Genomic DNA, 24,913 nt, shown 5'->3' on the forward strand with positions numbered 1-24,913 from the left:
GCGATATTAATAACACATCTCTTTGATTGCTGATAATGTGGGTAATTTAATGTCAGTTTTTAGGAATATTGTTGAATTAATACTAATATTTTATGATATTAAATATTACCCCAAACCAATTAAAAACCCTCACTTTTTTCTTTGTTTTTGCGCTTTTTTCGCTTTCTCAGGAAACACAGGCACAAACGAGGGTATATGCCAATGCGGCTACTATATCAAACGCGTCTCACGTGGATAACCCGGCAAATGCATATGATGGCAACCTGGCAACTTTTGCCAATGTGAAAACTAATTCAGGCTTATTAGGCTTAGGAGCGTATAACGGATATATTGAACTACAGTTTCCAAGTACGCTTCCGGCAAACACTACATCTTACGTTAAAATACAAACGGAAGATGATTTACTTAACGCACTTTTGGGTGGTAGTCTTGGAGGGTTATTGGCAGATGTTCTTGGACTGGTATTAACCGGTAGTCAGGAATTTACTGTTCAGGCCAGAAATGGCAGTACCATTATAGTACAGGGTGATAGTCAGGACGGAGGAGAATTTGCTACAGATCAACTTACTATTGTAACCGATCCCAACGGTGATTATTTTATAAGGGTTACACCTACTGCTGCTTACGACAGGATAAGAATAATAAACAGATCGGGAGTTTCATTACTTGGATTAGGTATTGAAAAAGATATGTTTGTGTATGATGCCTATTATGTTGAAGATCCTGCAAACTGTGGCACGGCGGCTTTTACTTCTTATAGTGGATCGGGTCTAACACTTGATTTAATAAATCTTGGAGGTGCCGGAGTTGAGAACCCTGAATTTGCTATAGATTCTGATGAAGGTACTTTTTCTACACTAAGTATGGGAGTAGTAGGAGTTGGATCTTCCATTGAGCAAACCGTTTATTTTGAAGGAGAGTCAGTGTCAAGTGATGAGTTTACCATGCAAATAAGATTAACACAAACGTTGCTTGATGCAAACGTTGCAAACAGTATAAGTGTACAGTCGTATAACGGAGCTACTTTGGTACAGGATGTAAGTCTTTCCACACTTTTAACTCTAAACTTACTAAGCCTTAACGGAGGTGAAATCACTTCAATACCTTTAACCCCGGGAGCGCCTATAGACAGGATAACATTAACCTTCGAGTCGGTAGTAGGATTATCGGTGTCTCAAAACCTTGACTTCTTTGGTGTTGTGAGAACAGCGGCAAGGCCTGAAATAACAGACCCCGATACATTGGACGCTCAGGGATGCGAAGGCAGTACTATAGATTTAATTGCCGATACAGATGTGTCAAACGAATTAAGATGGTATGATGCCGAAGAAGACGGTAACTTACTTGCTACAGTAGCTTCGGGAGATCCGTTTACTACACCAACGCTTACGACAGATGTTACTTATTATGTGGCAGCAGCAAGAATAGGCTGTCCGGAAGAATCGTTAAGAATAGCGGTAGATGTTACAGTGAATAGTGTAGCTACTCCTACAGGTGATGCTGCTCAGTCATTCTGTTCCTATGGTAGTGCAACTGTTGGGGACTTAGTAGTAAACGAGCCTAACGTTGTGTTCTATGATGCCGACACGGCAGGTAATCAATATCTTGACACCGATGCTTTAACAGACGGTACTATTTATTATGCAGCCATTCAGGATGCAATTACAGGTTGTGAGAGTGCAACAAGATTTGCTATTACAGTAACTCTGGATGATTTGTGTGATGTAACGCTTAATGTAAAAGTGCTTTTACAGGGGGCTCTTTATGGTACCGGAACGGCAGTAATGAGAGATGATTTACGAACTCAGGGACTTATACCGGTAAATCAGCCGTATGATAATTCAATGGATGCAAGATTTACTCATGTAGGCGGAGGTAGCGAAACAACAACAAATACTATAATCAATACAAATGCAGGAACATCAGATGCCATAGTTGACTGGGTTTTTATTGAAATAAGAGATACACCTACTAATGTATTCAAAACCGTATCGGCACTTCTGCAAAGAGACGGTGATGTTATAGCTTCAGACGGAGGTCCGCTTGTAGTTAGCGGCTTGCCGGAAACCTTCTATATCTCGGTTAAACACAGAAACCACTTTGGAGCTATGGGATTAAATGCACTTACAGTATTAAATAGTGAAGTGACTATAGATTTTACAACTATAGCAGATGCCGATTTATACAGCCTTTCAGGATTTACAGGGAGTAATGCAATGGTGACAGTAAACAGTGTTAAGGCACTTTATACAGGAAATGCTAATTATGATGATCATGTGAAATATGATGGTACGGCAAACGACAGACAGGTATTGGCCAGCCAGGTACTTACACACGAATCAAATACCAATCAGGTACTAAACTTTTCAAGTGCAACCGGATATTTCTCAGGAGATGTAAATATGGATGGTAAGGTGATTTATGACGGAGCAAATAATGAAAGGGTTATAATTCAGAATATAATTCTAACCTATCCTTTAAATACCAACGGACTGAGTAATTACAACGGTATGATAGAACAGATACCTCAATAATAATGGGCTAAATTTTTTCATCGTCATTCCCTAACCTAACCCATTGCATGCTATGAAAATTTTGAAACTAAGAATAATAATACTTTTTACAATGCTAATAAGCACTACATATTTTTATGGACAAAACGTCGAATTTACTATTAAGTTCGACGAGACTTCCTGTACGTATGGAGTATATGCCACACCTGATTTTACTAATCCTGCCTTTATATTTGCGGGAGGCAGTCAAATCTCTATTGTGGTGCCTGCCAGTGTTGATGATACCACGCTGGATATTGAAGCAAATACTTACGGCTGGGCTGATAGTTCCCAAATATATGCCCCTGCAGCAGATACATCCAGTGATTTTCACGGAGTATCGGCAAACGGTGGGGTTGTTAGTTTTACTTCAGGAGTAGAGTTACTGATGTTTAGTTTTGAACTTCCTAACAGTGCCTGTTGTGCACCGGGAGTAAGGTTGTTTGATAATGCAACCGATCCGCAATCAACCGATTCCGGCATGGGTGGAGGAGATTTTAATAACTATTTTGCAGATGCTCTTTTATTTACTGATTACTACAATGGTAACTATAATAATACTATAAGCATACCGGCTCCAACGGGAGATGCTGCTCAGGCTTTTTGTACTATTGATAGTCCAACAGTGTCAAGTTTAGTAACTAATGAAGCCGATGTGGTTTGGTACGATCAGTCTTCAGGAGGTACGGCTTATACCGGTACAGATAACTTAGTAAGTGGCACTACTTACTATGGAGCACTGGAACCGGGAAGTTGTGTAAGCTCAAGCCGATTGGCAGTAACGGTTACTTTAAATACTACAGCAGCGCCAACGGGAGATGCTATCCAAAACTTCTGTTCACAGGATACACCAACAGTTGCTGATTTAGTAACTAATGAAGGTAGTACAACCTGGTATAATCAGGCAAGTGGGGGTACAGCTTACATAAGTACTGATGCCCTTAATGACGGAACAATTTACTACGGAGAGATAACAGCAAACGGTTGTGTGAGTACGTCAAGGCTTGCAGTTACGGCAAATGTATATACTACAGCAGCGCCAACGGGAGATGCTACCCAAAACTTCTGTTCTCAGGACAGTCCTACAATAGCCGATTTAGTAACTAATCAAGGTAATGTTACTTGGTATAATCAGGCAAGTGGGGGTACAGCTTACATAAGTACTGATGCCCTTAATGACGGAACTACATATTACGGAGAAATAACTACAAACGGTTGTGTGAGTACGTCAAGGCTTGCAGTTACGGCAAATGTATATACTATAGCAGCGCCAACGGGAGATGCTACTCAAAACTTCTGTTCACAGGATACACCAACAGTTGCTGATTTAGTAACTAATGAAGGTAGTGTTACTTGGTATAATCAGGCAAGTGGCGGTATAGCTTATGCAGGTACTGATGCTCTTAGCGACGGTACTACTTATTACGGAGAAATAACCGCAAACGGCTGTGTGAGTACGTCAAGGCTTGCTGTTACTGTAAATGTTTACAGTACGGCAGCTCCAACAGGTAGCGCATCACAATCTTTTTGCGGATATGACTCACCTACAGTTGCTGATTTAGTAACTAATGAAGGTAGTACAACCTGGTACAATCAGGTAAGTGGCGGTACGGCCTATGCAAGTACAGATGCGCTTGTAACCAGTACAACATATTATGGTGAGATAACCGAAAATGGTTGTGTGAGTACATCGCGTTTTGCTGTGGCGGTAACCTTAACCACAAATTGTGATATTACACTTAATATAAAAATGATGCTTCATGGAGCATTATCGGGCACTACTGATGGGCTTATGCGTGATGATTTAAGGACAGGAGGACATATTCCTGAAGAACAGCCTTACAGCAGTACTCTTAACGCAAGATTTACCCATGTGAATAATACCGGAGATGAAACTACAAACTCTACTGTTCTTGCCGCTAATGACGGAACAGGTGACGCAGTGGTAGACTGGGTGTTTATTGAGATAAGAAACCCATTAGATGATACAGAGGTAATTAAAACAATGTCGGCTTTGGTACAAAGAGATGGTGATGTGGTAGATGCTGCCACAGGTGGAGCTTTAAGAATTAGCTCAGTACCGGAAACATTTTATGTGGCGGTAAAACATCGCAATCATTTTGGAGCCATGACCGCAAACCCTATTACAGCTTCTATGGGATTAGCTTCTATAGACTTTACTTCTCTTAGTGATGCCAATACCTATCATTTATCAACTAGCCCTGATAATGTGGCAATGTATGATGTGGATATGACAGGTTATACAGGTAAGGCACTATTTGCTGGAAATGCAAACTACGATAACAAGATTAAGTATGACGGAGTAAATAACGACAGGCAAACCATGGGAAGCCAAGTGCTTTCAGACCCCGGAAATACAGGTCAGGTATTAAACTTTAATTCGGAAGGTTACCTGTCGGGAGATATAAATATGGACGGTACAGTTAAGTATGACGGTGTTGGAAATGAAAGACAGGTAATGCAAAATTCAGTATTAACATACCCGCTAAATACAGGAAATTTAAACAACTATAATAACATGATAGAGCAGATCCCCCAATAAAGTGGAATACCGGGAGAGGAATTCCACTTTACGCACAATTTATTTCTAATTATATACCAATTGCATATGAGAAGTTTTCTACTTAAAATATTATTGCTCGGAGGAATATTGTTTTCCACACAATATTTGCATTCGCAGCAAATAGATCTTACCCTTAAATACGTTTCGGCAACGAACATGTATGAAGTGTATGCCCGCCCTGATTTTACTCAGGCCAATTTCTTTCTCGCGGGTGGTAGCCAGATAACGGTAGTAGTTCCTGCTACAGTTAATGACGGTGCACTTTCAATCACAACTGTAGACGGAGGACCATGGTCAGACAACTCGCAGGTGTATGCTCCGGGAGCAGACTCAGCCAGTGATTACCATGGTGTAGCCACAAACGGTTCTACCGTAGATCTTGTGGCTAATAACGAATTACTGCTTTTCAGGTTTACATTAGCTATGGGCTGTGTAAACGATGTTAGGCTGTATAACAATACGTTAGATCCGGGTCCGTCTGATACCGGAATGAATGGTGCCGATTTCGGTAACTATGTAGGTAATGTTTTTGACCTTCAGGACTACTATGGTGTAAACTACAATAATTCAGGTACATCGTGTGGAATAGTAGATAATGATGGTGACGGGGTAGCGGAAGGAACCGACCCTGATGATAATGATCCTTGTGTACCTAATGCTAACTTTGCCACCTGTGATCAGGATGGTGACGGACTTAACAATTCTGAAGAGGCTCTTATAGGTACAGATCCAACTCTTCCCGATACCGATGGTGATGGTGTAAACGACGGTGATGAGGTAACAGGAGGGAGTAACCCCTTAGATCCTTGTAGCCCTGTGCCAACAGGAGGTTGTCCAACAGATGCCGATGGTGACGGTTCTCCTTTCGGGACTGATCCCGATGACACAAATCCTTGTGTACCCGATTCATCTGCCGGAGCCTGTGATCAGGAAGGTGATAATCTTAATAATACTCAGGAAACAGTATATGGAACAGATCCAACGAATCCAGATACCGATGGAGATGGTATTAATGATGGTAGCGAGGTAACAAATGGTACCGATCCGCTGGATCCGTGTAGCCCTAACCTTAACAGTACGTTATGTGATAGGGATGGAGATGGTCTTACCAATGCCGACGAAGTCCTTTTAGGAACTAACCCTATGTTGGCAGATACCGATGGAGATGGTATTACCGATGGAGATGAGGTAACAAACGGAACAGATCCGTTAAATCCTTGTGACCCTAGTATGGCAGCCGGTCCTTGTGATCAGGATAGTGACGGACTAACAAATTCTCAGGAAGCTTCAATAGGAACAAGCCCTACAAATCCGGATAGTGACGGTGATGGTATTAATGACGGTGATGAGGTTACAGGAGGCAGTAATCCTCTAAATCCTTGTGATCCTAACCCCACAAGTCCGGCTTGTACGGTAGACCCTTCAATAGATTTTACAGTAAGGTTTGACCCTTCAACCTGTACTTACGAAGTATATGCTATGCCTAACTTCTCGGCAAGTGATTTCTTTGTGGCAGCAGGTAGCCAGATAGCGGTTGTTTTACCGGCTTCTGTAGACGATGAGGTTTTAGTGATAACTTCGGTTAACGGAGGTGTATGGCTGGATGCTTCTCAGGTATATGCCCCGGCAGCAGATTCTGCAAACGATTATCACGCTATCGCAACAGATGGTTCAGTTTTCGACTTTGTAGCTGGTAACGAATTACTGTTATTCACATTTGTATTGCCAAACAGTACCTGTTGTGCCGATGGTATAAGGTTGTTTAATAATGACACCGATCCTCAGTCAACCGATCCTGGTATGGCAAGCGGTGATTTTAATAACTACTTTGCTGATGTTTTCATATTAGACGACTACTACAATGATAATTATGATAACACAGGTACAATATGTGATCCGTGTTTAATAAATCCGGTAGCTACACCTACTACAAATAATGCAGTTCAGGATTTCTGTGTGGTGGATGCACCAACTCTTGCAGATATTCAGGTAAATGAGGTAAATATAAGATGGTATGATGCCGCTACAGGTGGTGTGCTACTTGCAGATACAACCTCTCTTGTAGATGGAGGAATATATTATGCAGCCCAGTTTGAAACGGTTAACAACTGTGAAAGTGCAAACAGGCTGGAAATTACAGTAAATGTAAACGATGCTGCTACACCAACTACAACAAATGCCACCCAGGACTTCTGTGTGGTTGATACCCCAACAGTTGCCGATATTCAGGTAAATGAAACCGGAGTAGTTTGGTATGATGCTGCAACGGGAGGTACTGCATTTGTAGATACAGATCTATTGGTAGACGGATCTGTTTACTATGCGGCATTGGTAGATGCGGTAACAGGCTGTGAAAGCTCGGTTAGATTAGCTGTAACAGTAAATGTAAACGATGCTGCAACGCCAACGACTACAAACGCTACTCAGGACTTCTGTCAGGTTGATATGCCAACAGTAGCCGATATTCAGGTTAACGAGGCAGGAGTAGTTTGGTATGATGCCGCAACAGGCGGTAACATGCTTGCTGCTACAACAGCTCTAACAGATGGTAGTGTATACTATGCAAGTTTGACAGATCCTGTTTCTGGTTGTGAAAGTTCGGTTAGATTAGCCGTTACAGTAAATGTAAACGACGCGCCAACACCAACTACTACAAATGCTACTCAGGATTTCTGTCAGGTGGATATGCCTACAATAGCCGATATTCAGGTGAACGAGGCAGGAGTAGTTTGGTATGATGCTGCAACGGGAGGTACTGCATTTGTAGATACGGACCTATTATTAGACGGATCTGTTTACTATGCGACATTGGTAGATGCGATAAGTGGTTGTGAGAGTTCGGTACGATTAGCCGTTACAGTAAATGTAAACGATGCGCCTACACCAACTACCACAAATACTACTCAGGACTTCTGTCAGGTTGATATGCCAACGGTATCCGATATTCAGGTAAACGAAACCGGAGTAGTTTGGTATGATGCTGCAACAGGCGGTAACATGCTGGCTGCAACTACAGCTCTTACAGATGGAAGTGTTTACTATGCCAGCTTAACCGATGCAGTAAGCGGGTGTGAAAGTTCGGTACGATTAGCCGTTACAGTAAATGTAAATGATGCGCCAACACCAACTACAGCAAATGCTACTCAAAACTTCTGTGAAGCAGATATGCCAACAGTAGCTGATATTCAGGTGAACGAAGCCGGAGTAGTTTGGTATGATGCTGCAACAGGTGGTAACGTAATAGCAAATACAGAAGCCTTAGCGAGCGGAATGTACTACGCCAGCTTAACCGATGCGGTAAGCAGATGTGAAAGTTCGGTACGATTAGCAGTAACCGTAAATGTGAATGATGCACCAACGCCAACTACAAATAATACTACTCAAAACTTCTGTCAGGCAGATATGCCAACAGTAGCCGACATTCAGGTGAACGAGGCAGGAGTAGTTTGGTATGATGCTGCTACAGGTGGTAACGTAATAGCAAATACTGAAGCGTTAGTAAATGGTATGTACTACGCCAGCTTAATCGATACGGTTAGTGGTTGTGAAAGTTCGGTACGATTAGCTATTACAGTAAATGTAAACGATGCTGCAACGCCAACGACTACAAACGCTACTCAGGACTTCTGTCAGGCAGATATGCCAACAGTAGCCGACATTCAGGTGAACGAGGCAGTAGTAGTTTGGTATGATGTCGCAACAGGCGGTAACATGCTTGCTGCTACAACAGCTCTAACAGATGGTAGTGTATACTATGCAAGTTTGACAGATCCTGTTTCTGGTTGTGAAAGTTCGGTACGATTAGCAGTTACAGTAAATGTAAACGATGCTCCAACACCAACTACAGCAAATGCTACTCAAAACTTCTGTGAGGCAGATATGCCAACAGTAGCCGATATTCAGGTTAACGAAGCCGGAGTAGTTTGGTATGATACTGCAACAGGCGGTAACATAATACCAAATATCGAAGCCTTAGTAAGCGGTATGTACTACGCCAGCTTAATCGATGCGGTTAGTGGATGTGAGAGTTCAGTACGATTGGAAGTAACAGTAAATGTGAATGATGCTGCTACACCAACTACAAATAATATAAACCAAAGCTTCTGTGTGGTGAACGAACCTACAGTGGCCGATATACAGGTAAATGAAACTGGAGTTGTTTGGTATGATTCCCCAACCGGAGGCACTGTGGTCGCGAACACGGCATCGCTCATAGATGGAATGGTGTACTACGCGAGCCTAACCGACCCTGTTTCTGGTTGTGAAAGTTCGGTACGATTAGCTATTACAGTAAATGTAACCGATGCACCTACGCCAACTACCACAAATACAACTCAGAATTTCTGTCAGGTTGATATGCCAACAGTAGCTGATATTCAGATGAACGAAACCGGAGTGGTTTGGTATGATGTTGCAACAGGAGGTAACCTGTTGGCGGATACAACGGCATTGACCGATGGTATGACGTACTACGGTAGCCTAACCGACCCTGTTTCTGGTTGTGAAAGTTCGGTACGACTAGCGGTTACAGTAAATGTAAACGATGGTATGACGCCAACAACTACAGAAACAGATCAGACATTCTGTAGTGCGGATAACCCTACTATAGATGATATACAGGTAAATCAAACGGGTATTACATTCTACAACACTCCAACGGGAGGTACTGCAATTGTAGCAGGAACCGAACTGGTAGACGGGATGACTTATTACGCAAGTATGATTGACCCTGTTAGTGGTTGCGCAAGTGCTGTAAGGTTAGCAATTACTGTTACTCTGAGCAATGGTACTACGCCAACGACCAACAGTGATGCGCAAACATTCTGTGCAGTAGATATGCCAACGGTGGCCGATATTCAGGTGAATGAAACCGGAGTAATTTGGTACACGGCAGCTACAGGAGGTACACAAATACTGGATACGGCAGCGCTTGTAAACGGTATGACCTATTACGCCGGTATAACCGATGCTAGCGGATGTGAAAGCTCGGTAAGGTTAGCGGTAACAGTAACAGTAGATAGTGGTGAAACACCTACAACAGATGATGTTACTCAAAACTTCTGTGCAGTAGATATGCCAACAGTAGCCGATATTCAGGTAAACGAAACCGGAGTTACATGGTATAATGCTCCAACAGGTGGTAACATGGTAGATGCTGCAACGGTTCTGGTTTCGGGAGCTACTTACTATGCATCGGTACAGTCGATAGCAGGTTGTGAGAGCTTAATACGATTAGCCGTTACAGTAACGGTAGATGAAGGTGTTACACCAACAACTACAAATACAACTCAGGATTTCTGTGGGGCAGATATGCCAACAATAGCCGATATTCAGGTTTCGCCTGCAGGAACTATTTTCTATGCTTCTATGACAGGTGGAGATCCGCTTGATGCTTCAACAGTATTAGTAGACGGTATGACCTACTATGCTGCCTATGTAAATACATCAGGTTGTGAAAGTGTGAACAGGCTTGCTATAACAGTTAATGTAAACGATGGTATTACCCCAACTACTACAGATACCACTCAGGATTTCTGTGCGGGTGATATGCCAACAGTAGCCGATCTTCAGGTGAACCAAACGGGAGTGATTTGGTACTCATCTCCAGCAGGAGGAGCACCACTACCGGATGATACCGAGCTTGTAGACGGAGGTGTATATTATGCTTCTGTTATAAACGGTGGTTGTGAAAGTTTGGTAAGACTGGCTGTTACGGTTAATATAAATGGTAATACTACAGCTACAATATCTAATCCAGACCTTAGAACGTGTTATGGTACAGAAATGGTTTATACTACCGAAGACGGAATGACCGACTATGTATGGACAGTTGACGGAGGTGTAATTGTAGAAGGAGGTACTGCAACAGATAATACCGCTACGGTAATATGGCTGGATCTTGGTCCTGGGAACATAAGTGTTTCTTATACAGATGCTAACGGATGTGCCGGAACTACAGAAGGTTCACTTGATGTAATTGTGGTAAGCTGTTCTGATTTAACGATATCCAAATCGGTAAACAATTTTAATCCGCTTATCGGTGAAAATGTTATTTTTACCATTACAGTGACAAATGAGGGTGACAGTACCTTTACTGATCTTGAGGTAAGCGAGCAGCTGCCAAGCGGTTATGATTATGTTGATTCTACAGTAACACAGGGTACTTATAATGAGGTAAGCGGTATATGGATTATACCGTCACTTGGACCGGGAGAATCGGCAGTGCTGCAGGTAGTTACTCAGATACTGTTTGGAGGTGATTATAACAATATAGCCTTCATAGTTGGATCCAACCCTATAGACAGCCAAGCAGATAATAATGAGGCTATAGCCTGGGTAGAACCGTCGTGCTTAACAGTATATAACGAGTTTACACCAAACGGAGACGGTGCTAACGACACCTTCAGGATAGATTGTATAGAGTACTATCCAAACAATACGCTTTCGGTGTACAACAGGTATGGTTCGCCGGTATATAAAACGTCTGGTTATCAAAACGACTGGGATGGTACGGCAAACCAGGATGGTACTGTAAGAAGAGGAGAAAAGCTACCGGTAGGTACTTACTACTATATTCTTGAAGTAGAGGATGCAGTGAAAACAGGCTGGTTGTATATAATGAGATAAATAATGGTTTAGATAAAAAGAGTGGCAGCGGCGCTGCCACTCTCAATTATCAATTAACAAAATATATTTAAGTATGAAAATCACACCAAAATTTATAAAAAGATATTTCCTGTTCGGGCTACTCTTTACAGCGTTTGCTGTAAATGCACAGCAGGAAGCTCAATATACCCAGTACATGTATAACACGCTAACCGTTAATCCTGCTTATACAGGTACGGTAGGGCATTTTCAGGGAGTGTTGCAGCACCGCTCACAATGGGTAGGGCTGGACGGTGCTCCTACAACTCAGGCGTTTACTTTACACTCTCCGGTGTTTAACGAAAGAATGGGGTTAGGCTTAAGTGTTGTGAATGACAGGCTGGGGCCTTCTCAGGAGTTTTTTGCTAATGCTAATTTTGCCTACATTATCCCTGTGGGGTATGATGCTAACCTTTCATTTGGTTTAAAAGCAGGTGTAAGGCTAATGGATATTGACTGGTCTAAGGGTATTTACTACCAGCAAAACGACCCGTTACTTAATACGAACATCAATAATAAAACAACACCTACCATTGGTGCAGGGGTTTATTATTATACCGAGAAGTTTTATGCAGGACTTTCTGTACCAAGTTTCATCAGGTCTGATTATTATGATGATGTTCAGGAGTCAACCGTGTCAGACAGGCTACATTATTATATAATGGGTGGTTATGTGTTTGACCTTTCAGATAATTTAAAATTCAAACCGGCTGTTTTAGGTAAGGTGGTTTCAGGAGCACCTGTAACGGTAGATGTTTCGGCTAACTTCTTACTCTATGAAAAACTTACTTTAGGTGCTTCATACAGATGGGACGATTCGGTAAGTGCACTTGTGGGCTTCCAGATAACGAACTCGATTTTTGCAGGATATTCATATGATTATACTGTAACCGATTTTAATAAGTACAACGACGGATCTCACGAAGTAATACTACGATTTGATGTATTACCTAAAAACAAACGTGTTAAATCTCCAAGGTTTTTCTAAAAGATAAAGATTATGATGAGAAAACTATTTTTATACAGTTTACTATTTTGCATAGCATCAGGATTTGCACAACAGAGACAGCTTAAAAAGGCCGACAGGCTTTTTGAAGATTTAGCTTATGTAGAAGCAGCAAAAGCCTATGAGAAATATCTTGAGGAAGAATCTGCTCCCGGTACCCAAACCATAATGAATGTTGCTGATGCTTATTACTATACAAGTAATAATGGTAGTGCCTTAAGATGGTATACCAAGCTTTACAGTGTTTTAGCCGATAATATGGATGAAACCCATTTTAACAGGTATATACAAACCCTAAGAGCTACCGAAGATTATAATAAAGCCGATGAGCTGTTAAAGAAAAGACTGGAGCAAAAAGGCGATCAGGCGATGATTGACAGGTTTATCAGTCAGAGAAAATATCTTGACAGTATTAACAGTCAGCCGTCTAATTACACGGTAAGTAATTTAGGCTCTAATAGTGATATGGCCGATTTTGGTACGGCGTTTTACGGTGGCCAGATTGTGTTTTCATCCAGTAGGGATACCACAAAAGTAGGAGGGAAAACCTATTCATGGAACGAGCAGCCTTACCTGGAGCTTTATGTAGCCGACAGGAATGCGGAAGACGGTTCGCTGTTTAATATCCAGAAGTTTCTGCCTAAAGAGCAAACACAGTATCATAATGCTACCATATCGTTTATGCCCGATTTGAAAACGGTTTATTATTCGGCAAATATTGTTAAGTCGAATGATAAGCTAATTACAGACGATGAAGGTACAGGCAATTTTGAGATTATTAAAGGGACTATAGACGGCGAGAAGCTATCTGCAACAGAAAAACTTCCTTTTGATAATAAAAAATATTCGGTGGGTCACCCGGCGGTAAGTGCCGATGGTAAATGGTTGTTCTTCGTGTCAGATATGCCCGGTGGCTATGGTGATGCCGATATTTATGTAGCTCAGATTTTTGACGACGGTAAACTGGGAGAGCCTAAAAATCTTGGCAATAAAATAAATACCAGTGGTAGGGAGATGTTCCCGTTTATTAACGATAGTATTTTATATTTCTCTTCAGACGGGCATTACGGACTTGGAGGTCTGGATGTGTTTGAAAGTAAAATGACAGGCAGAACCGAATTTGACGCACCTAAAAACCTGGGGAATCAGGTAAACAGTAATGTGGATGATTTTGCCTTTATTATTGATAAGGATAAAAAATACGGATACTTTTCTTCCAGCCGCAAAGGCGGAATGGGCGATGATGATATTTATTACTTTACAAGGCAGGAACCGGTTTGTATACAAACAGTATCGGGTATTGTGACTAATGCCAAATATAAAGTGCCAATTAATCAGGCCGATATTAAGGTGTATGATGAATTTGGTGATGAGATAGCATCGGTTAAAACCAAGGAAGACGGTACTTATAGCGTTGAGGTTCCGTGTGGTTCAAAAATAAAGGTAGAGGCTTCAAAACCTAACCATACCAAGGCAGAAAAGGAACTGGAAACAGATAAAACACCTAACCATGAAACTAAAGACGTGAACTTTGAACTTAACAACTACGAAGATCTTGTTAAGAAAGAAGACAACGTGGAAAAGGTAGATATCAATCCTATTTACTTTGATTACGACAAATGGGATATTACCTCACAGGCGGCAGAAGAACTTGATAAGGTGGTGTACATTATGAAAAATTTCCCTGCAATTGTTATTAAAATTGAGTCGCATACCGATTCCAGAGGTAAGGATGCATATAACATGACGCTGTCTGAAAACAGGGCGCAGTCTACTTACAAATATATCACTGAGCATGGTATCGACCCGTCAAGGATAGAGAGTGTGAAAGGATATGGTGAGTCGCAGCTTAAAAACAAATGCAGCAATGGGGTAAAGTGTTCTGAAGAAGAGCACGCAATAAACAGAAGGTCAGATTTTATTATAGTGAAGAAGTGATTTTAGCTTAAGTTGTTTAAGTTGATTTTGATGGTAGGGCACCCTTATGTGGGGTGCCCTTGTTTGTTTTTGGCGGATTAACACAAATAATGTTGTTAAATGTTCGCGAATTGTTATTTTTGTTGGTTGCAAAAAAGCAACGAAGCATAATTTTTTTATCTCCGTTGCGTTTACTTAACCGTATTACAGTGTTACAAACTATTTAATAATGAAATTAAAAAAGGTTTTTCTTGGGATTTCACTGTGTGTATCGGCACTTTCGTTTGCCCAACAAACAAAAAAAGAGGTGTTGTTTACCATAAATGAAAATCCTTATTATACAGACGAGTTTGTGAGGGTTTATAATAAAAACCTTGATTTGGTAAAAGACGACTCGCAAAAAGACTTAGATAACTACCTTAATCTTTTTATTGGTTATAAGCTTAAAGTAAACAGGGCTTACGAACTGGGGCTTCAGGATAACAGGAAGTATCAGTTGGAACTTAAAAACTACCGTGAGCAGCTTTCTAAAAACTATCATCTCGATAAAGAGGTGACAGATGAACTGGTTCAGGAAGCTTATAACAGACTTCAAAAAGAAGTAAAGGCCTCGCATATTTTATTCAAACTGGATGAAAATGCTTTACCTGCAGATACTTTAAGGGTATATAACAAAGCAATGGAAATAAGAGCTAAGGCTCTTGCCGGAGAAGATTTTGGTAAGCTGGCACAACAATATTCTGAAGATATTCCTGCAGCAAAAACCGATAAAGGTGAACTAGGCTATTTCTCTGCTTTCAGAATGGTTTATCCGTTTGAAACAGGAGCCTATACTACTCCGAAGGGAGAGGTGTCAATGCCTATAAGAAGCCGTTTTGGTTATCATATTATAAAAGTTGAAGATGTTAGGCAAAACAGGGGCGATATTATAGTAGCCCATATAATGTTGCTTAAATCTAAAGACAATGCCTCTGAAGAAGAAAAGGCAAAAGTAAAAACCCGTGCCGAGGAGATATACCAAAAGTTAAAACAGGGAGAAGATTTTGGCGAACTGGCTAAACAGTTTTCTCAGGATGGTTATACAGCTACAAAAGGTGGTGTGCTTGAAAAGTTCAGCTCAGGATCATTAAGCTCGGAAGAGTTTGAGAACAGAGCGTTTGCATTAGAGGTACCAGGTGATTATACCGAGCCTTTTGAAACACAATACGGTTGGCATATTGTTAAGCTGGTTAAAAAATTTCCATTACTTACTTTTGAAGAAAGTAAAGAGGATTTAGAGGCAAGAGTAGCTAAAGATGACCGTTCATCTGTTATTGCAGAAGCGATGACTGAAAAGCTTAAGAAAAAATACCCTATGGATACCGATAAGAAAATGTATTCAAAGGTGCTTACAGCTGTAAACGATTCTTACTATGTTACTGCATGGAAACTACCTGAAAGTGCCGATAACTTTAATAAAACTTTATTGACTATAAATAACGATAAAGAAATAAAGGCATGGGATTTTCTGGAGTACATCAATAAAGAGCAAAAGGGAGGTATTAAAGCCAAACCGCTTAACAGACTTGTGTCTATTTTGTTTGAAAAGTTCAGTAATGAAAAGTTAAACGAGTATTATGACGAAAATCTGGAAAATGAATTTCCGGAGTTTGCAGGTGTAATGCAGGAGTATAAAGACGGACTGTTGCTGTTCGATTTAATGGAGAAAGAGATATGGGATAAAGCTAAAAAAGATACAGTAGGCCTTAAAAACTATTACAACGCTCATCTTGATGAGTACAGATGGGGTAACAGGGTTGATGCAGAGGTTATTTCTTCTACAGATAAAAAGACTATTGAAAAAGCAAGAAAACTTCTTAAAAAAGGTAAAGACATTGCTTTTATAAAAGAAGAGCTTAATACAAACGGTAAAATAAATGTAATAGAAAGATCGGGTGTGTTTGCTCAAAATGATGAAATGTTGCCAGTTCTTGATAAATGGGAAACAGGGATAAGTGATGTGGTTAGTAAAGGTGATTACTATTATGTTATTAATGTGAATAAAGTACTGCCGGCAACTACTAAAGCACTTGATGAATGCAGAGGGCGTGTGGTAAACGATTATCAGCAATATCTTGAAAGCACTTGGGTAGATACTCTTAAAAAAGAGTTTACCGTTAAGGTAAATAAAGATGTTTTTGAAAATATAAAAAAACAGCTTAACCAGTAATGATTAAAAAAGCAGTATTGTTTTTACTGGCAGGGTTAGCCGTATCCTGTAATTATTTTCAAAAAGAGGCAAAGCCACATGCTGTTGCAAGGGTTAACGATTCCTATTTGTATGAAGAGGAAATTAGTAAGCTCGTACCGGCAGGAACCTCAAAAGAAGATAGTTTGGCTATTGTGAAAAGCTATATTGACAGATGGGCAACCCAAAAACTGCTTTATAATGCAGCAGAACTCAATCTTGGTGCAGAAAAACAGGAAGAGTTTAACGAACTGGTAAGGCAGTATAAAATTGATTTATACACAAAAGCGTATATAGAAGAGCTGGTAAAAAGGAGTGTAGATACTGTAGTGGCAGATACAGAGCTTAAGGCATACTATGATGCCAATAAAGAAAATTTCAGGACTACCGGTACACTTGTTAAACTTAAATACATACACTTATTAAAGGATCATCCTAAATTTGCATCGGTAAAGGAAAAGTTTTCCAGTAATAAGAAAGCAGATATAAAAGCGTTAAGTGATATAGCAATACAATTTAAAAGTTACGCTTTTAACGATACAACCTGGGTAGATATGAACCAGGTGTATAGAAAGCTACCCTTTATAACTCCCGAGAACAGGGATACATATATAAGCAGTAATATGTCTTATCAGTACCCTGATTCTACAGATGTATATTTGGTAAAGGTTTCAAAGGTGTTAGGTAAAAATGAGATTTCCCCGTATGAATATATAAGGCCAACTTTAGAGCAGCTTATAATAAACGGTAGGAAGTTTGAGTTAATAAAGAAATTCGAAAAAGATATAACGGATGATGCGATTAAAAATAAAGACTATGAAATTTATAAATAGCAAACTGGCTTTATTTCTTGTAACCAGCTGTATGGTTTTTGGAAGTGTGAGCGCTCAGGAAATAATTAAAGATGAGCCTGTGCAGGACACAGTAAAGCCAAAAGCTCCAACAGGAAAGTTAAAGGTAGATGGTATTGTGGCTGTTGTTGGTGATTTTGTAGTGCTTGATTCTGATATCGATATGATGTATAAGGAACTTCAGGCTCAGGAAGTATCTGTTAAAGATATTACCCGTTGCGAGCTGCTGGGTAAACTTATGGAAGATAAGCTATATGCTCACCATGCTATACAGGATAGTATTATTGTAAGTGATGTTGAGGTTAACGAAAGAATGCAACAACAAATAGACTACTTTGTAGAGCAGTTAGGTTCTGAGCAGCGTATGGTTGAGTATTTCAAAAAAAGAGATCTCCCGTCATTTAAGGAAGAGCTTTTTGAAATGATCAAAAATCAGAAGCTTACAGAGCAAATGCAGAAAAAGATTATTGATGAGGTAGAGGTAACTCCTGAAGAGGTAAAGATATTCTTCTCTAAATTTAAAGGAGATGAAATACCTCAGTTTGGTGCCGAGGTTGAGATTGCTCAAATTGTAGTAAAGCCTGAAATATCTCAGGAAGAAAAACAAAAGGTTATTGATCGTTTAAAGGAGATAAAGACTGAAGTTGAAGGAGGAGCAAGTTTTTATAGTAAGGCCGTGCTTTATTCTGAAGATCCGGGATCAAGATCATCGGGAGGTTTTTATAAAATGACCAGAAAAACGGCTTTTGTAAAAGAGTTTAAAGATGCTGCCTTTAGTTTAGATGAAGGTGAAATATCAGATCCGGTAGAAACTGAATTTGGTTACCACCTTATTTATGTTGAGAAAATCAGAGGTCAGGAAATTGATGTAAGACATATTCTTATGAAGCCTAAGGTTTCTAAAGAAGCGGAAGCAGCCGCAAAAAAGAAAATCGAGAATATAAGAGAAAGAATTTTAAGCGGAGAAATTACATTTGAAGATGCTGCAAAGTCGGAGTCAGATGAAAAAGAAACCAGAAACAGTGGCGGACTTTTAATGAACCCAAGAACTCTTGAAACCCGTTTTGAACTTACAAAACTTCCGTCAGAGCTTTACAGTGCGGTATACGATTTAAAAGAAGGTGAGATAACACAACCGTTGCTTGAAGATGACCCGAGAACCGGTAAAGTTTTCAAAATAATGACTGTTGCTACACGTTACCCTGAACATAAAGCCGATTTTGCTCAGGATTATCTGAAAATTAAAGAACTGGCACTTAAGGAAAAACAAATTGGGGTAATTGGAGAATGGTCTGAAGAAAAAATTAAGGAAACATACATAAAGGTTGCAAAAGAGTATCAGGATTGTAAGTTTGCTAATCACTGGGTTAAAAAATAAGTAATCTTATTCTGTGGGAATTTTAGGTTTACTTTAAAAATATTTTTAAGTTTGGAGTAAGGGAGTTCCCATTTTTAATTCGAAACCATTAACCAATTATGTCAGACGTAGCAGCGATACAAAATTTGGTTCAGAAACAAGCTGAGCTAAAAAAGGAAATTGCAAAAATAATTGTAGGCCAGGAAGAGGTAGTTAACCAAATTGTACTTAGCATTTTTGCCGGAGGTCACGCTCTTCTAGTAGGGGTGCCGGGGTTGGCAAAAACCCTTATGGTTAATACAATTTCCCAAGCCTTAGGGTTAGAGTTTAAACGTATACAGTTTACTCCTGATTTAATGCCGTCAGACATTTTAGGAAGTGAAATACTTGACGAAAACAGACAGTTTAAATTTATTAAAGGGCCTATTTTCTCTAATATTATATTGGCCGATGAGATAAATCGTACACCGCCTAAAACTCAGGCAGCTCTATTAGAAGCGATGCAGGAAAAAGCGGTAACTGTTGCGGGACATCATTATCAACTGTCACTGCCTTATTTTGTACTGGCAACCCAAAACCCTATTGAGCAGGAGGGAACTTATCCGTTACCTGAGGCGCAGTTAGACCGTTTTATGTTTGCCATAAAACTGGACTATCCTACATTTGAGGAGGAGGTTCAGGTTGTTAAAAGTACTACGACTGATACTACACAGCAGATAAATTCATTATTTACGGCTCAGGAAATTTTAGATTTCCAACACCTTATCAGGAGGATACCTGTGGCAGATAATGTTATTGAGTATGCCGTTCGACTGGTAGGTAAAACAAGGCCGGGTAGTGGTATGGCAGATGATTATGTTAATAACTACCTAGATTGGGGAGCAGGGCCAAGGGCTTCACAAAACCTTATACTGGCAGCAAAAACACATTCGGCTTTAAACGGAAAATACTCTCCCGATATAGAAGATGTGCGGGCTGTTGCAACAGGTATTTTGAGGCATAGAATTATAAAAAATTACAAGGCAGATGCCGAAGGTATTACCGAAGAAATGATAATTAAAAAGCTGTTTTAAAACAGCTTTTTTTATTTAAGGTGGTTTTGTCGGAAATTCTTTAAAAGTTAAAAAATGTTATCAAATTGTTAATAAATAGTTTTTGTTTTTTTATAATTGATATAGAATAGTCACGTTATATGTTTTATATTTACAGTGCATCTGTATAAATTATGAAAAAACTATTAGGAACATTTCCTGAATTCTATTACATAGGATTAGGAGCTTTTACGATTATTAATGATTATTATGCTAACAGTTATAATAATTATGTTGCCCTTTTAATTACCTGGCTTGTCTTTTTGCAAATTTTTTACAAGCATAAAGTATTAGGACTTGTGTATGGTAATGTGCTTACTTTGTTTTCTGTATATATGTTGGTAAATGTTTTTGAAAACTACCGTGAAACAGGTTCTGTAACACATTTTGTGTCGGGAACAGTTTTATTTGGTATAGCATTTATAGCTGCAATAGGAATGGTTTATAAGTATGCCGTAGCAGAGACAAAATTTAATGAAAACGAGTTGACTATAACTTATTAATAAAGTTTTATTTAGCTTATAAAAAGCCATTCTCCTGTGCAGAGAGTGGCTTTTTTTTATGGATTAGGATTGTTTTTTTAGGAATTATCAATATAGAGTGAAAAAATTAAGAATTCTTAAATATTTGGGTTAACTTCTTAATTTTATTGAGATATGTGCAGTATTATAGAATGTTTATAAATAATAATTGCTGCAAATTAATCAATCAATAAAAATTTTTTAATTGCTGCAATAATCAGTAAATTTACACACTTTTTACAAACGAACATTAATATACTTATTATGGCTTTTGATATTGAAATGATCAAAAAGGTGTATGAGAACATGGCAGAGCGTGTAGATAAAGCACGTGATCTTGTAGGTCGTCCTCTTACACTTTCTGAAAAGATTTTATATTCCCACCTGTGGGAAGGCGTGCCTTCACAGGCTTTTGCAAGAGGTAAGGACTATGTAGATTTTGCCCCAGACAGAGTTGCCTGTCAGGATGCTACTGCACAAATGGCTTTGCTTCAGTTCATGCATGCAGGAAAAAATAAAGTAGCAGTTCCAACAACTGTACACTGTGATCACCTTATCCAGGCTAAAATTGATGCAAAAACCGATTTAAAACGTGCTAAAGAGCAAAGTAATGAGGTTTTTGACTTTTTATCATCTGTATCAGATAAATATGGTATTGGTTTCTGGAAACCGGGAGCCGGTATTATTCACCAGGTTGTTTTAGAAAACTATGCATTCCCTGGAGGTATGATGATTGGTACCGATTCTCACACTGTAAATGCAGGTGGTTTAGGTATGCTTGCCATTGGTGTAGGTGGTGCTGATGCTGTAGACGTTATGTCTGGTATGGCATGGGAGCTTAAATTCCCTAAATTAATTGGTGTTAAGTTAACCGGTAAATTATCTGGTTGGACTGCGCCTAAAGACGTTATCTTAAAAGTTGCCGGTATCCTTACTGTAAAAGGTGGTACAGGTGCTGTTATAGAATATTTTGGTGAAGGTGCTAAGGCTATGTCTTGTACCGGTAAAGGTACTATTTGTAACATGGGTGCTGAGGTAGGTGCTACTACTTCTACATTTGGTTATGATGAGTCTATGGACCGTTACCTGAGAGCTACAAACCGAGCTGATGTTGCTGATGCTGCTGCTACAGTTGCAGATTACCTTACTGCTGATGCAGAGGTTTATGCTAACCCGGAGCAGTACTTTGATGAGGTAATTGAAATTAACCTTTCTGAGCTTGAACCACACTTAAACGGTCCTTTCACTCCGGATTTAGCTACTCCTATCTCTAAAATGAGAGAAGAGGCAGAGAAAAACGACTGGCCTTTACAAGTACAGGTAGGACTTATAGGTTCTTGTACTAACTCTTCTTACGAAGATATTTCACGTTCGGCTTCTCTTGCTAAGCAGGTTGCTGAAAAGAAACTTAAAACTAAAGCTAAGTTTACAATCACTCCGGGTTCTGAGGTAGTTCGCTACACTATAGAGCGTGACGGATTTATTGATACTTTTGATAAGATTGGTGCTACTGTATTCGCTAATGCCTGCGGACCATGTATTGGTATGTGGGATCGTGAAGGTGCTGAGAAAGAAGAAAGAAATACTATTGTTCACTCGTTTAACAGAAACTTCTCTAAGCGTGCCGATGGTAACCCTAACACATTAGCATTTGTTGGTTCTCCCGAACTTGTAACTGCTCTTGCTATTGCAGGTGACCTTGGGTTTAACCCATTAACTGATAAGTTAATCAACGAAGACGGTGAAGAGGTAATGCTTGATGAGCCAACAGGTAATGAGCTTCCTCCAAAAGGATTTGATGCTGAAGATCCTGGTTATCAAGCTCCGTCTGAAGATGGTAGTGGTGTAGAGGTTATTGTAAGCCCTACTTCAGAGCGTTTAGAGCTTCTTGCTCCGTTCAAACCATGGGATGGTGAGAATATCACTGGTGCAAAACTTCTTATCAAAGCATTTGGTAAATGTACTACAGACCACATTTCTATGGCTGGTCCTTGGTTACGTTTCCGTGGTCACCTTGATAACATTTCTAACAATATGTTAATTGGTGCTGTGAATGCTTTCAATATGAAAACAAACTCAGTTAAAAACGAACTAACTGGTGAGTATGACGCTGTACCTGCAGTACAACGTGCTTATAAAGCAGCAAATGTTCCTACAGTAGTAGTGGGTGATCACAACTATGGTGAAGGTTCTTCACGTGAGCACGCTGCAATGGAGCCAAGACACCTTGGTGTTAGAGCGGTACTTGTAAAGTCATTTGCTCGTATTCACGAAACTAACCTTAAAAAACAAGGTATGCTTGCGTTAACTTTTGCTAACGAGGCAGATTATGATAAAATCCAGGAAGGTGATACTTTCAACTTTGTAGATCTTAAAGAGTTTGCTCCTAACAAGCAACTTACTCTTGAGGTGGTTCACAAAGACGGATCTAAAGATGTAATTATGGCTAACCACTCTTACAATGAAGGTCAAATTGGCTGGTTTATAGCTGGTTCTGCTCTTAACCTTATTGCTGCAGCTTCAAACGCTTAATCGATAGGTTAATATAAATATAAAACTCCCGTGCATTGCACGGGAGTTTTTTTATGTACTGATTTGAATGTTTTAAAAAATATAGACATAAAAAAAACCGACCTTTTGGGTCGGCTTTTCCAGTTGCGTTTCCGCAGCTGTCCGCATCTATTAATAATAAGTGTACCTCCTTACTTGAGCTATGTACTTAGCCAGGCGAATTACCTGGTGGCTGTAACCGTATTCGTTATCATACCATACATATAATACAACGTTCTTGCCGTCTGCAGATACAATTGTTGCATTGCTGTCGTAAATTGAAGGGGCAGAAGTCCCAACAATATCAGACGAAACAAGTTCGTTGTTTAAAGAATATTTAATTTGCTCTACAAGTTGTCCTTCAAGAGCATAATGTTTCATTGTATTGTTAATCTCTTCAACCGATGTTGGTTTTTCAACCTCAAGGTTAAGTACTACAAGTGACCCGTTTGGTACCGGTACACGAATAGCGTTTGATGTAAGCTTTCCTGCAAGCGATGGTAATGCTTTTGCAACAGCGCTACCTGCGCCTGTTTCTGTAATTACCATGTTAAGGGCAGCAGCTCTGCCACGACGGTATTTCTTGTGCATGTTGTCTACAAGATTTTGGTCGTTAGTATAAGCATGAATCGTTTCAAGGTGACCTTTTACTACACCTAAAGTGTCTTCTACAGCTTTAAGGATAGGAGTAATGGCGTTAGTAGTACATGAAGCGGCAGAGTAAATATCTACTTCTTCAGGGTTGTACTCGTTTTGGTTAACACCATATACAATGTTTGGAACACCTTTACCGGGAGCAGTTAATAATACTTTATCTGTTCCTTTAGATGTTAAGTGGCGTTTTAGAGCCTCTTCGGTTGTAAATGCACCTGTGTTATCAATCACTAATGCATTTTCAATACCATATTCTGTATAATCAATATCTTCAGGAGCGTTTGCCGTAATCATGTGAACGGTAGTACCGTTAATGATAAGGGCATTGTTTTCGGGGTCTGCAATAACTGATCCCTGAAAATCACCATGGATAGAGTCACAACGTAAAAGAGAAGCTCTCTTTTCTAAAAGTACGGCATCGTTTTTATCTCTGGTAACAATGGCTCTTAGGCGAAGTTGGTTTCCTTTACCTATTTTAGACATCATTTCTCTTGCTAAAAGACGACCAATACGACCAAAACCATAAAGAACAACATCTTTAGGCTGGATGTTTTTACTTTGTTTAGCGTCTTTTAGTTTGTCTATAACAAATGCTTTTGCATCGTTATACTTGTTGTCTTCAATGTGGTACTCGTAAGTAAGTTTACCAATGTCTATACGTGATGGAGGAAGGTCTAACGACTGGATAGCTCTAGCTATCTCAACAGAGTCAAAAATATTTATTGGTTTCTGTACAAACTCTCCGGCATATTCATGAAGGTTAATAATGTCGCTAACGTTACGGTCAATAAGTTGATTTCTGAAAAGAACCAGTTCAATCGACTTGTCATACCATAGGTCGCTAACGATTTTAATAAATTCTACACCCGCCCTGCGTCTGTCCGCCTGGAAGGATAATTCTTTCTCGTATAAAACATTATTGTTCATGAAGATAGAAATAGTTTAGTGTGTTATTTGA

General features: G+C 39.7%; 12 protein-coding genes. 11 read left to right on the top strand and 1 reads right to left on the bottom strand.

Annotated elements, in window-relative coordinates:
• The first annotated feature begins 92 nt into the window (after positions 1-92).
• The 11 genes from V3Z67_RS07785 to V3Z67_RS07835 all read left to right on the top strand — a co-directional run bounded on the left by V3Z67_RS07785 (position 93) and on the right by V3Z67_RS07835 (position 23,283).
• Positions 93-2,534 (top strand): immunoglobulin domain-containing protein, encoded by a 2,442-nt coding sequence (locus V3Z67_RS07785; RefSeq protein ID WP_330442767.1) that lies wholly within the window; start codon positions 93-95, stop codon positions 2,532-2,534.
• Positions 2,535-2,586: 52 nt separating this feature from the next.
• Complete coding sequence (locus V3Z67_RS07790; protein ID WP_330442768.1) at positions 2,587-5,115, top strand: immunoglobulin domain-containing protein; 2,529 nt, start codon at positions 2,587-2,589, stop codon at positions 5,113-5,115.
• Positions 5,116-5,181: 66 nt separating this feature from the next.
• Entirely contained in the window at positions 5,182-11,763 is a 6,582-nt protein-coding gene (locus tag V3Z67_RS07795; protein WP_330442769.1) for an Ig-like domain-containing protein, read from the top strand.
• A gap of 73 nt (positions 11,764-11,836) precedes the next feature.
• On the top strand, positions 11,837-12,769 hold the full coding sequence (locus tag V3Z67_RS07800) for a PorP/SprF family type IX secretion system membrane protein (protein WP_330442770.1): 933 nt from the start codon (positions 11,837-11,839) through the stop codon (positions 12,767-12,769).
• 12 nt (positions 12,770-12,781) lie between these two features.
• A complete protein-coding gene (locus V3Z67_RS07805) occupies positions 12,782-14,725 on the top strand; it encodes an OmpA family protein (protein WP_330442771.1) in 1,944 nt (647 codons plus the stop codon).
• A gap of 208 nt (positions 14,726-14,933) precedes the next feature.
• Positions 14,934-16,913 carry a peptidylprolyl isomerase gene (locus tag V3Z67_RS07810; protein WP_330442772.1) on the top strand — a complete coding sequence of 660 codons (1,980 nt, stop codon included), beginning with the start codon at positions 14,934-14,936 and terminating at the stop codon, positions 16,911-16,913.
• On the top strand, positions 16,913-17,764 hold the full coding sequence (locus V3Z67_RS07815) for a hypothetical protein (protein WP_330442773.1): 852 nt from the start codon (positions 16,913-16,915) through the stop codon (positions 17,762-17,764). The genes V3Z67_RS07810 and V3Z67_RS07815 overlap by 1 nt, the downstream gene beginning before the upstream one ends.
• Positions 17,748-19,160, top strand: a complete 1,413-nt coding sequence (locus V3Z67_RS07820) for a peptidylprolyl isomerase (RefSeq protein WP_330442774.1) — start codon at positions 17,748-17,750, stop codon at positions 19,158-19,160. Before V3Z67_RS07815 ends, V3Z67_RS07820 begins: the two co-directional genes overlap by 17 nt.
• A gap of 98 nt (positions 19,161-19,258) precedes the next feature.
• Positions 19,259-20,212, top strand: a complete 954-nt coding sequence (locus V3Z67_RS07825) for an AAA family ATPase (RefSeq protein WP_330442775.1) — start codon at positions 19,259-19,261, stop codon at positions 20,210-20,212.
• A 152-nt stretch (positions 20,213-20,364) separates the two neighbouring features.
• Positions 20,365-20,733 (top strand): hypothetical protein, encoded by a 369-nt coding sequence (locus V3Z67_RS07830; protein ID WP_330442776.1) that lies wholly within the window; start codon positions 20,365-20,367, stop codon positions 20,731-20,733.
• Between the two features lie 282 nt (positions 20,734-21,015).
• Positions 21,016-23,283 (top strand): aconitate hydratase, encoded by a 2,268-nt coding sequence (locus V3Z67_RS07835; RefSeq protein ID WP_330442777.1) that lies wholly within the window; start codon positions 21,016-21,018, stop codon positions 23,281-23,283.
• A 150-nt stretch (positions 23,284-23,433) separates the two neighbouring features.
• Here V3Z67_RS07835 and V3Z67_RS07840 read toward each other — a convergent pair whose 3' ends face one another.
• Complete coding sequence (locus tag V3Z67_RS07840; protein WP_330442778.1) at positions 23,434-24,882, bottom strand: glyceraldehyde-3-phosphate dehydrogenase; 1,449 nt, start codon at positions 24,880-24,882, stop codon at positions 23,434-23,436.
• Between the last annotated feature and the right edge of the window lie 31 nt (positions 24,883-24,913).

It is taken from the genome of Flavobacterium sp. C4GT6 (assembly GCF_036347315.1).
Lineage (GTDB): Bacteria > Bacteroidota > Bacteroidia > Flavobacteriales > Flavobacteriaceae > Flavobacterium.